We start from the raw sequence: 9,965 nt of genomic DNA, 5'->3' as shown, positions 1-9,965 counted from the left end.
CGATGGCGATGGTGGCGTAGACCAGGCCCTTGTAGCCGAAGATCGGCTTGCGGCTGAAGACCGGGAAGATCTCCGAGACGATGCCGAAGAACGGCAGCGTCAGAATGTAGACCTCCGGGTGGCCGAAGAACCAGAACAGGTGCTGCCACAGGATGGCCCCGCCGTTCTCCGGATTAAAGATATGGGATCCCAGGCGCCGGTCCATGCCCAGTGCGGCCAGGGCGGAGGCCAGCGGCGGGAACGCCATCAGGACCAGCATGGACGTAATCAGGGCGTTCCAGGTGAAGATCGGCATCCGCCACATGGTCATGCCCGGGGCACGCATGCAGATGATCGTGGTGATGAAGTTGACCGCACCAAGGATGGTGCCGAAACCCTGAAGCAGCAGCCCGAAGACCCACAGATCCCCGCCGGCGCCGGGCGAGAACGTAGTATTCGACAGCGGCGCATAGGCGAACCAGCCGAAGGAGGCGGCGCCCTGCGGGGTGATGAAGCCGGAAAGCGCGATCAGGCTGCCGAAGAGGAAGAACCAGAAGGCCAGCGCGTTCAGGCGCGGGAAGGCAACATCCGGAGCTCCGATCTGCAGCGGCACCATCACGTTGGCGAATCCGGTGAACAGCGGTGTGGCGAACATGAACAGCATCACGGTGCCGTGCATCGTGAACAGCTGGTTGTACTGTTCCTTGGTCTGCAGGATCTGCATGCCGGGCTCGAACAGTTCCGCCCTCACAGCCAGCGCCATGATGCCGCCGATGCAGAAAAAGACGAAGGACGAGATCAGGTACATGTACCCGATGGTCTTGTGGTCGGTGGAGGTGATCCAGTTGACCACAATCCTCCCCTTCGACTTGGGGACCGCCGGCCTCCCCCGCGCCGCCGCGGCCCGGCTGTCTGTGTATTCGGCTGTCGTGCTCATACCCGTCTCCTCCTGCTCAGCGGATCCTCGGCCCTTCCTCACTTTATCTCGCTCGCGAGCTATCTATCAAAGCGAGGCATAATACTAGGCATGCCAAATGATGAGACCGGCGGCCCCGAGAACGATGCCGTGGACCGCGCCGCTGCAGAATGGGCGCACGCCTGGCCGGAGCTGGATGTCAGCCCCGCGGAGGTCCTGGCGCGGATCCACCGGCTGGGCCGCCTGCTCGACGAAGCACAGGCGCGCCAGCTCCGCCGGATCCCCGGCTGGCCGATCGACAACCTGGGTGACTTCGAGCTGCTGCGCACCCTCCGGCGGGCCGGGGAACCCTATGCCCGAACGCCCCGCCAGCTGGAGCGGGACATGCTGGTCTCCTCCGCAGGCATCTCGGGACGGCTAAAGCGGCTGGAGTCCGCCGGATGGATTCAGCGCGTCCCCTCAACTGCCGACCGGCGGTCCGTCCGGGTGCAGTTGAGCCCGGAAGGGCTGAAGCGGCTGGATAGCTACCTGCCCGAACACTATGCCTTTGAAGCCGGTCTCCTCGCGGGCCTCGGAGACCGGCGGCCGGAACTTGTCAGGGCACTGAAGCACCTTATGGCCCAGGTGGAGCCGGCGTAGTAGTTCAAGATGCCGGGACTTACTGGACGGGAAGCGCGCCCGGGCTTCGGCGGAGGATTTGCCAGCCAACCTGGGCGTAGGGCACGGCGATGAGGACGGCTCCGGCCAGGGCTGCGAGCAGCGCGGAGATGCCGAGGACCAGCGGGGCCTGGCCGGTATAGGCCTGGAAAATGCTCACGGCGAGCACCAGCGAATAGCCGACCGACGCGCTGACGGCAGCCCGCCGCCGTCGCGCTTCCGTCCACCGGACCTGCGGGCGGATTCTCCGGATCGGGGGTTCCCCTGATCCGGACCCTGTCTGAACCCTGATTGCCCGGAACAGCCGCCCGCGGACGTGCTTGTCACAAATCCGCCCCCCGCCGGTGTCCTATGTGTGTCTATCGCTTCAAGTAAAGGAGTCACGGTGTCTGCGCATCGGATCATCATCATCGGGGCCGGCTACGCGGGGGTCATGGCGGCCAACCGGCTGGCCGGTAGCAGGAAGATCGCCGGCGCGGCCAGCGTGACAGTCATCAATCCGTCCGGGGATTTCATGGAACGGATCCGGCTGCACGAGGTCGCGGCCGGAAGCCGGGAATCAGCCTCGGTGCCGCTGCGTTCGCTGCTGCACCCGCGTGCCGCCGTCGTTGTTGGCACCGCCGCAGGGATCGATCCGGCGGCCCGCACTGTGCACTTCACGGACGGCCGCGAACCGCTGGAGTACGACTCGCTGCTGTACGCGGTGGGCAGCTCCAGTGCGGCAGCGGACCCGGACGGCTTCGACCTGCACGATGCGCAGGGCGCCGGCCGTCTGCGGTCGCGGCTGGAGCAGCTGGCAGCGGGCGCAGCGGTGAGTGTTATCGGTGGCGGCCTGACCGGGATCGAGGCTGCCGCGGAAATCGCCGAGCAGCACCCGCGGCTGCGCGTCCGGCTCGTCTCCCGCGGTGGGATTGGAGAAGATCTCTCCGCCGCCGGCCGCCGCGAACTGTTGAGGCGGCTCCGCAGCCTGGGCGTCGACCTCATGGAGGACACCGAAGCGGTACCGTCCGGCGGCGGGCAATTGACGACGTCGGCCAGCACTTGGCTGCCCTCGGACTGCACCGTCTGGACTGCCGGATTCACCGCTCCCGCCCTGGCGCGCGGCAGCGGCCTGCCCACCGACGCCGCCGGCAGGCTGCTGGTGGACGACTCGCTCGCCTGCCCGGAGCATCCGGAGATCTTCGACGCCGGCGACGCCGTCCGCCCACCCGCCGCAGTGGCCGGCCACCTGCGCATGAGCTGCGCCGCGGCCATGCCCATGGGCGCGCACGCCGCGGATGCCATCATTGCCCGGCTTCAGCAGCGTGTGCCGAAGAAGTTCTCCGCCGGGTTTATGGTGAGGTGTATCAGCCTGGGACGCGCCTCCGGCCTCCTCCAATCGGTGCATGCGGACGACCGGCCGCGCCGGTTGGCGGTCCGCGGACGGTTGGCCGGATTCGGAAAGGAACAGATCTGCCGGATGACTCTCGCATGGATCCGCGGCGAAGCGCGCCGCAGCGGCTCGTACACCTGGCCCCGCGGCCCGCGGCCAGCGGAGGCGCGGTAAGGCATGGGCGCAGCGGAGGTTTTCGAGGAGCACCGCTCCCTGCTGTTCACCATCGCCTACGAGGTCACTGGAACCGTTACCGACGCCGAGGACGTGGTCCAGGACAGCTATCTGAAGTGGACAACGGTGGAGGATGCCGCCGTCGTCAATCCCCGCGCCTACCTGGCCAGGATCGCCACCCGCACCGCGCTGAATTCGCTCCGTTCGGCCCAGCGCCGGCGCGAGGAGTACGTGGGTCCGTGGCTGCCCGAGCCGCTCGTGACCGGCGCCGATGTGGCTGAGGATGCGGTGCTAAGTGAGTCACTGTCCATTGCCATGCTGGTGGTGCTGGAGTCGCTGTCGCCCGAGGAACGGGCGGTGTTTGTGCTCCGCGAGGTGTTCGATTTCCCTTATGCCGACGTCGCGGACGCCACCGGCAAATCCCTCCCGGCTGTCCGCCAGCTCGCCCACCGCGCCAGGGAGCACGTCAGGGCCCGGCGGCCGCGCTTCGAGGCCGGCGACGGGCAGCAGCGGGAAGTGGCGGAGCGGTTCATGGCCGCCACGCTTGGAGGTGACCTGCAGGCCCTCATGGACGCACTCGCCCCGGGGGCCGTCCTGCTGTCCGACGGCGGCGGCAAGGTCACCGCGGCACGCAAGCCGGTGCTTGGCGCCGAGCGGGTCGCCCGCTTCCTGGTCGGCATCTCGTCGAATCCAGTGCCGGACATGCGCGTGGAACTCTCCACCCTCAACGGCATGCCCGGCCTGCTGGTGTTCAGCGGGGACCGCGTAGAACTCGCCGCCACGGTGGAGGTGCGCGGCGACCAGGTCACCGGCGTCTACCTGGTCCGCAACCCGGACAAGCTGGCGGCAGGGACCGGAGCGAGGGCCATGGCGAGGTAACTCCCGCAGAACCCATCCAGAAAAGTCATTGTTTCTTGACACACCATGTATGAGATTCTTTACATGAACACTCGACCTATGGGGGGAGCAGAGGTGGGTTCTGAGGAAAGAAACGCCTGGATCATGCTGGTGACGGCGGTCGCCGCCTACGCGGTCTATCTTGCCGTCATCCTCGGGCGGGCGGGCACCGTTCCGCTGCCTGAGGTACCCTACGTCCCGACGATGCTCTGGACGATCGGCGGGGCCATCGCCGCGTCGATCCTGCTGAACATCCTGTTTGCCGTCGCCATGCCTGAAGGCGCGGGGAAGAAGGATCAGCGGGACCGGGAGATCTCCCGGTTCGGGGAGTACGCCGGCCAGTCCTTCCTCGTCATTGGAGGCGTCTGCGCGCTTGTGATGGCGATGGTGGAATTGCCGTACTTTTGGATCGCCAACGCGGTCTACCTCGCCTTCGTCCTGTCGGCGGTCCTCGGTTCCGTAGCCAAGGTCATCGCCTACCGCCGGGGCCTCCCGGCATGGTGAAGCCCACCAGGATCACGAACGACATCAGGCGGCTGCGGTTTGCGCACGGGGAAATGACCCAGGCCGAGCTGGCAGACCGCACCGGCGTGACCCGCCAGACCATCATCGCCATCGAGCAGGGCCGCTACTCGCCCTCGCTGGAAATGGCCTTCCAAATCGCCCACGTGTTCGGGGTGCCGCTGGACGAAGTGTTCCAGTACCCGGCCGAAGAAGGAGAAACGCCATGAAAGCCATCGTGCAGCACACCTACGGACCGCCCGACGTCCTGCGCCTCGACGACATCGCCAAGCCGGACGTCGGGGACGACGAGGTACTGGTGCAGGTGCATGCGGCGGGCGTCGACGCCGGCGTCTGGCATCTCATGGCCGGCCAGCCTTACCTGCTGCGCCTGTTCGCCGGACTGCGCAGGCCAAAAATGCACGTTCGCGGACGGGACGTGGCGGGCCGCGTCGCAGCGGTTGGCCCGAACGTCACCCGGTTCCAGCCGGGCGACGAGGTGTTCGGCACGTCCCTCAGCGGCACGTATGCCGAGTACACCCGTGTCCGTGCGGACCGGCTCGAGCCAAAGCCCGCCAATCTTACGTTCGAACAGGCGGCCGCCGTACCCGTTTCGGCCTGTGCCGCCCTCCACGGCCTCCGGGATGCAGGCCAGCCGCGCCCAGGGCAGCACGTCCTCATCATCGGCGCGGGCGGCGGGGTCGGCACGTTCGCGGTCCAGCTCGCCAAGGCCTTCGGCGCGAACGTCACCGGAGTGTGCAGTACCGCCAAGGTGGACCTCGTGCGGTCCATCGGCGCGGACCACGTCTTTGACTACACTCGCGAGGACTTTGCCGACGGCGGGCGCCGCTACAACTTCATTCTCGACATCGCCGGCAACCACCCGCTGTCCCGCCTCCGCCGCGTCCTGACACCCCGCGGCACCCTGGCCATCGCCGGCGGCGAAGGCGGCGGGCGCATCTTTGGGGGCGTGGACCGCCAACTGCGGGCGCTGCTGCTGTCTCCCTTCATCGGCCAGAAGCTGCGCGCCATCATGTCCGCCGAACGCCCCGAAGACCTTCGGGAACTGCGGGACCTGATCGAGGCCGGCCACGTCACGCCGGTAATCGGCAAGGTTTATCCGCTCAGCGATGCCGGCGAAGCCATTCGTGATCTCCGGGCCGGCCGGGCGCACGGCAAGCTCGTCATCAGGATGCCGTCCTACCCTGCTTAACCGTTGCGCCGCCCGCGGCACTGGCCACTCACAGGGAGTTGTGCTAGACCGGGAGACGTCTTGTGCATGTCTGATCCAGCAACACTGAGTTGACGAGCCGGCTCCGGCCGGCTGAGGGAAGGAACACTGCAATGGCTTACAAGATCGGTTACTTCATCGGGAGCCTGGCCACCGGCTCCATCAACCGGACTCTCTCCAAAGCGCTGATCAAGCTCGCGCCCTCGGAGCTCGAATTCACCGAGATCCCCATCAAAGACCTCCCACTGTACAGCTGGGACTACGACGCCGACTTCCCGTCCGAGGCACGGAACCTGAAGCAGGCCATCGAGGGCTCGGACGGCATCCTGTTTGTTTCCCCGGAGTACAACCGGTCCATCCCCGGCGCCCTGAAGAACGCGATCGACTGGGGCTCCCGGCCCTGGGGGTCCAACTCCTTCGCCCGCAAGCCTACCGGCATCATCGGCGCCTCCCCCGGCGGCATCGGCACGGCCGTCATGCAGTCCTCAATGCGCAGTGTCCTGAGCTTCCTCGACGCCCCGCAGCTCAACGCCCCGGAGGCTTACATCTCCTTCAAGCCCGAGGTCTTCGGCGACGACGGCGAGGTCAAGGATGAGAGCACGGCCGGATTCCTGCGCCATTACATGGAGGAATACCACGCCTTCGTCCAGCGCGTGCTGGCTTCGGCGCCCGGCCACATCGGCGACGAAGATCCCGACTCGACCAAGTGACCCACCGCTATAGGTGACGGCCGCTGGCGGGCGCCCCCCGTGGTGCACCGGGCGGGCGGTTGCCGTGGCAGATTGCCACCGATGTCGGCGCGGGCTGGCAGAATGCGGTCATGGACAACAACGACGGCGGCACGGGGGAACCGTACGAAAAGCGCCACAAGGACGGCAGCCTCTGGGCCCGCGGATCCATGCTCGACGGCCATTTCCACGGCTACTGGGAGTGGTTCCGGGTCGACGGCACCATGATGCGTTCTGGAACCTTCGACCGCGGCACGCAGGTGGGCCTATGGACCACTTATGACAAGCACGGCGCCCCCTACAAGGAAACCGACTTCGGGTCCTAGGCAGCGGGCCAACCGCCACCGCCCCATCCGCTGGCTTGCCGCAGGCACCGGCGCCAGCCCTGGCATCAACGACACCGGCGACCACCGGGTGGCGGAATACTGGCGGCGGACCGCCAGCCCAAGAGCCAGCAGGGCCAGGAAGGCGCCGAGCGATGCGTCCAAGAATACGCTCGGCCGCGGTACTCACCCGGGTGCCGCCGTCGTACGGCTTTTCAGTTACACCCGTTTCCCCGGACCAACTGGGGCGCCGATAACGGTGGAACGAGGTGCATCGCGGTCAACCAGCAACGCGGCGATGGCCTGCGCTATTTTCCTGCCGCCCTGGGCGGAAGGTTCGATCGGGTTCGCGTAGTCCCCGTCCTCGCTGCAGATCAGCCGAAGGTCGATCACAGAGACGCTGCGGACGATGGCGGCCCTGGTGATGCAGTCGTTGAAGACAGCAACCGCCGTCTTGATGATCCGCTGGTTGGGCGCAGACGGAGGCGTGTCGTAGATGGTGCAGACAGCTGTCGGCAGACCTGCCGCGCACACCGCATCGAGCATCGTGGCATAACTGGCGGCAAACTGCTTCTGGGCGCCGGCAAGGAGGCTGAGGGCCTCGGCGACGGTCCCGGCCCGTTCGTCGAGCAGGTAAGCGAACCCCAAGGCGTCGTTTCCGCCGGCACTGACCACAAGGTGCGTTGCGTCCGCCGGCAGAAAACGAAGCTGGCGGACGACGCCGGATGTTACGTCCCCGTCCACCGCCAGCAGACTGGCAGTCCAGCCCGTTGGGAGCTCCTCCCTGAGCTGCACCACGACATCCGGGCAGCCCGGGACATAGGCCTTGTTGTCGAAAATGGAGTCACCCAGCAGGACAACATGGCCGGGATCCGGTTCCTTCGCCGCTATTGTCATTTGTCCCTCCCACTGGGCTGACCGGCCGACCGGTCGAGGACTTTAAGAGTCCAACTCCTACAGCTACGCGTCCAGCTGTCGCCGGTTCAGACGCGCTTCCCGGTTAAGCCCCGGACCAATACGGGGGAGCCGCCAAACCCCGGGGCAGCCGCGTTTCATGGTTCCCCCGCGCAGCATTGAGCTGAGGCTGGGTCACGTACAGGGCCCCCGACAGGTCCGCACCCTCCAGCCGGGCATCCCGCAGGTCGGCCCCGAGCAGGTCGACACCGCACAGGTCGCTTCCCCGCAGGTCTGCCGCGATCAGGTAAGCGCCCCGCAGATCCGCGCCGCAGAGTCGGCGCCGGCTCAGATTCTTTCCCATCAGGTCTGCCCCGGGGTGCAGCTCCGGGTCCAGGTGATCATCGCCTGCGGCAAAGTAGGAGGCCCGCGCTTCCTCGCTGATGTCCATAAGCACCCGCCGAACCTCGCTCCGGATGGCCTCCAGGTCCAGATCAATCAGGTCCGCCGCGCTGCCGGCCGTGAAGCGTCCGACGGTGCCGCCGAGCTCCTTCACTGCGCGTGCGGCGTCAGGATCAAAGGTGCGCGTCTGTGCCTCGGCCAGATACCAGAGCATCTCGTGCAGCTGCCTCATGACCTTGAACGCTGCGAACATCCCGGGTTTCGAGTCCGGGTTCTCACGCCAGCTCACACCGCCAAACAAGCTCTGAGAGACGGCCTGGCCCGCGCCGAAGCAGTCAAAGACCGTACAGCCGCGGAACCCCCGCGAGCGCAGCGTTCCGTGGATTCCGCAGGAGAAATCCGGTTCGAGGTTCCGGCAGGGTGAGCCTGCCGGCTTGTCTACGGCGAAATCCGCCGATCGGGAAAACCCGAAGGCGGTGCAGCAGAGCGCGAAGCAGTTCCTGCAGTCGGGACGCAGAGATTCCCTGTCCTGCAGCGCAGGTGAAGTGGAGGAGATAATCATGTGTTTTCCCCTGGGTGATGTCAGTGTCAGTCGGATGGATAGCGGGAACCCGTCGTCGGGTTCCCCTTCCGGGCATGCTGGATCACCGCTCCGCGGCGGAGCGACAGACAGCCAGCAGGAGGCTGGATCACAGAGAAAATTGAGCAATCACTGCGCACCAGCATACCCGCAGGCCAGCGCTGCGCATCGGCGCCCAGACGCCAACAAACCAAGACCCGGGCAGACGTCTGCGGCGCAAACCGGGGCCGGCCGGCCCCTGGTGATCATTGCGGGACATGTCATCGTGGCCGAGGAAGATCGGGACCGGTACGTGGAAGTGCATCAGGATCTTGTCCGTGCCCGGTCATTCACGGGATGTCTTGAGCTGGCGATCGCCAACGTCGATTATTCGTAACGCTACCCGGCGACGCGCGCGAGGGCCCGCCACATTCCAGCAGAGTTGCGTAGGCTACCGCCATGGACATCATCCTGGTTCCCGGGTTCTGGCTGGATGCCTCGTCGTGGTCGGAAGTCACCCCGCCACTTGCCGCGGCGGGGCATCTGGTCCACCCGCTCACGCTGCCCGGGCTGGAGGCGTCCGACGCGCCGCGTGCCGGCATCAGGCTGCGCGAGCATATCGACGCAGTCGTTGCCGCCGTCGACGCCGTCGACCGCCCGGTGGTCCTGGTCGGACACTCCGGCGGCGGGGCCATCATCCACGGCGCCGTGGACGCGCGCCCGGAGCGCGTGGCCCGCGCCGTGTACGTGGACGCCGGCCCGCTCGGTGAGGGCGGCGCCATCAACGACCAATTGGCGGTAGAGGGTGACGAGGTGCCACTGCCGCCATGGGACGCTTTCGAGGAGGCCGACCTCACCGACCTCGACGACAGCCTGCGGGCTACGTTCCGCGCCCGCGCCGTCGCCCAGCCGCGGGGCGTGGCCTACGACCGGCAGCACCTCACCGACGAGCGCCGCTACGACGTCCCGGCCACGGTCATCGCCTGCGCATACCCGTCCGCCGTACTCACCGAATGGATCGCCGCCGGCCACCCCTACGTGACCGAACTCGCGCGAATCCGTGACGTCGAGTACGTAGACCTGCCCACCGGGCACTGGCCCCAGTTCACCAGGCCAGCCGAACTCGGCGCGGCCATCCTGGCCGCCGTCGACCGCACGGCGTGAAACCAAGGGTACGACGTCGGCACTCCCCGAGTGCCGACGTCGTACCTTTTCTGCGGCCCGTCAGACCGCCGGAGCCATCATGGTCTCCTGCCTCCTGCGGGTCCACAGCTGGCAGTGAACTACGACGGCGGCAGCCCGGCACCCCGGTCAGGAAGCCAGGTGCCGGAC

13 protein-coding genes are annotated in these 9,965 nt (G+C 67.1%); 9 read left to right on the top strand and 4 right to left on the bottom strand.

All coding sequences use genetic code 11. From position 1 onward, the window contains the following. On the bottom strand, window positions 1–916 hold a 916-nt coding region (locus tag AC5RWU_RS17875; RefSeq protein WP_494032799.1), incomplete at its 3' end, for a cytochrome c oxidase subunit I. Between the two features lie 90 nt (window positions 917–1,006). Here AC5RWU_RS17875 and AC5RWU_RS17870 point away from each other — a divergent pair. Then, complete coding sequence (locus tag AC5RWU_RS17870) at window positions 1,007–1,534, top strand: MarR family winged helix-turn-helix transcriptional regulator (protein ID WP_494032798.1); 528 nt, start codon at window positions 1,007–1,009, stop codon at window positions 1,532–1,534. 19 nt (window positions 1,535–1,553) lie between these two features. On the opposite strand, the gene AC5RWU_RS17865 is transcribed toward AC5RWU_RS17870, so the two are convergent. Next, on the bottom strand, window positions 1,554–1,712 hold the full coding sequence (locus AC5RWU_RS17865; protein WP_494032797.1) for a hypothetical protein: 159 nt from the start codon (window positions 1,710–1,712) through the stop codon (window positions 1,554–1,556). 225 nt (window positions 1,713–1,937) lie between these two features. Here AC5RWU_RS17865 and AC5RWU_RS17860 point away from each other — a divergent pair, with 225 nt between their 5' ends. The 7 genes from AC5RWU_RS17860 to AC5RWU_RS17830 all read left to right on the top strand — a co-directional run bounded on the left by AC5RWU_RS17860 (window position 1,938) and on the right by AC5RWU_RS17830 (window position 6,781). Then, complete coding sequence (locus AC5RWU_RS17860; protein ID WP_494032796.1) at window positions 1,938–3,098, top strand: NAD(P)/FAD-dependent oxidoreductase; 1,161 nt, start codon at window positions 1,938–1,940, stop codon at window positions 3,096–3,098. A gap of 3 nt (window positions 3,099–3,101) precedes the next feature. After that, window positions 3,102–3,977 (top strand): RNA polymerase sigma-70 factor, encoded by an 876-nt coding sequence (locus AC5RWU_RS17855; RefSeq protein WP_494032795.1) that lies wholly within the window; start codon window positions 3,102–3,104, stop codon window positions 3,975–3,977. 93 nt (window positions 3,978–4,070) lie between these two features. Continuing rightward, the gene (locus AC5RWU_RS17850; protein WP_494037121.1) at window positions 4,071–4,499 is read left to right on the top strand and encodes a hypothetical protein; all 429 of its coding nucleotides are present in this window, start codon (window positions 4,071–4,073) and stop codon (window positions 4,497–4,499) included. Then, on the top strand, window positions 4,493–4,726 hold the full coding sequence (locus AC5RWU_RS17845) for a helix-turn-helix transcriptional regulator (protein WP_494032793.1): 234 nt from the start codon (window positions 4,493–4,495) through the stop codon (window positions 4,724–4,726). Before AC5RWU_RS17850 ends, AC5RWU_RS17845 begins: the two co-directional genes overlap by 7 nt. After that, window positions 4,723–5,709 (top strand): NAD(P)-dependent alcohol dehydrogenase, encoded by a 987-nt coding sequence (locus AC5RWU_RS17840; RefSeq protein ID WP_494032792.1) that lies wholly within the window; start codon window positions 4,723–4,725, stop codon window positions 5,707–5,709. Before AC5RWU_RS17845 ends, AC5RWU_RS17840 begins: the two co-directional genes overlap by 4 nt. A 131-nt stretch (window positions 5,710–5,840) precedes the next feature. Then, window positions 5,841–6,437 (top strand): NADPH-dependent FMN reductase, encoded by a 597-nt coding sequence (locus AC5RWU_RS17835; RefSeq protein ID WP_494032791.1) that lies wholly within the window; start codon window positions 5,841–5,843, stop codon window positions 6,435–6,437. 110 nt (window positions 6,438–6,547) lie between these two features. Further along, complete coding sequence (locus AC5RWU_RS17830; RefSeq protein ID WP_494032790.1) at window positions 6,548–6,781, top strand: toxin-antitoxin system YwqK family antitoxin; 234 nt, start codon at window positions 6,548–6,550, stop codon at window positions 6,779–6,781. 216 nt (window positions 6,782–6,997) lie between these two features. On the opposite strand, the gene AC5RWU_RS17825 is transcribed toward AC5RWU_RS17830, so the two are convergent. Further along, window positions 6,998–7,675, bottom strand: coding sequence for an SGNH/GDSL hydrolase family protein (locus tag AC5RWU_RS17825; RefSeq protein ID WP_494032789.1), 678 nt, complete (start codon window positions 7,673–7,675; stop codon window positions 6,998–7,000). A gap of 103 nt (window positions 7,676–7,778) precedes the next feature. After that, the gene (locus AC5RWU_RS17820) at window positions 7,779–8,363 is read right to left on the bottom strand and encodes a pentapeptide repeat-containing protein (RefSeq protein ID WP_494037120.1); all 585 of its coding nucleotides are present in this window, start codon (window positions 8,361–8,363) and stop codon (window positions 7,779–7,781) included. Between the two features lie 729 nt (window positions 8,364–9,092). Here AC5RWU_RS17820 and AC5RWU_RS17815 point away from each other — a divergent pair. Next, on the top strand, window positions 9,093–9,797 hold the full coding sequence (locus tag AC5RWU_RS17815) for an alpha/beta fold hydrolase (RefSeq protein ID WP_494032786.1): 705 nt from the start codon (window positions 9,093–9,095) through the stop codon (window positions 9,795–9,797). The last annotated feature ends 168 nt before the right edge of the window (window positions 9,798–9,965 follow it).

It is taken from the genome of Arthrobacter sp. B0427-1-12, from assembly GCF_059092905.1.
The sequence above is the reverse complement of the archived record's forward strand: the minus strand, read 5'-3'. Positions and strand labels throughout refer to the sequence as shown.

What these genes read in the sequence shown, in the direction of transcription:
- AC5RWU_RS17870 (WP_494032798.1), top strand. Translation starts at nt 1,007, where the DNA reads ATGCCAAATGATGAGACCGGCGGCCCCGAGAACGATGCCGTGGACCGC.
- AC5RWU_RS17855 (WP_494032795.1), top strand. Translation starts at nt 3,102, where the DNA reads ATGGGCGCAGCGGAGGTTTTCGAGGAGCACCGCTCCCTGCTGTTCACC.
- AC5RWU_RS17845 (WP_494032793.1), top strand. Translation starts at nt 4,493, where the DNA reads ATGGTGAAGCCCACCAGGATCACGAACGACATCAGGCGGCTGCGGTTT.
- AC5RWU_RS17840 (WP_494032792.1), top strand. Translation starts at nt 4,723, where the DNA reads ATGAAAGCCATCGTGCAGCACACCTACGGACCGCCCGACGTCCTGCGC.
- AC5RWU_RS17835 (WP_494032791.1), top strand. Translation starts at nt 5,841, where the DNA reads ATGGCTTACAAGATCGGTTACTTCATCGGGAGCCTGGCCACCGGCTCC.
- AC5RWU_RS17830 (WP_494032790.1), top strand. Translation starts at nt 6,548, where the DNA reads ATGGACAACAACGACGGCGGCACGGGGGAACCGTACGAAAAGCGCCAC.
- AC5RWU_RS17825 (WP_494032789.1), bottom strand. Translation starts at nt 7,675, where the DNA reads ATGACAATAGCGGCGAAGGAACCGGATCCCGGCCATGTTGTCCTGCTG.
- AC5RWU_RS17815 (WP_494032786.1), top strand. Translation starts at nt 9,093, where the DNA reads ATGGACATCATCCTGGTTCCCGGGTTCTGGCTGGATGCCTCGTCGTGG.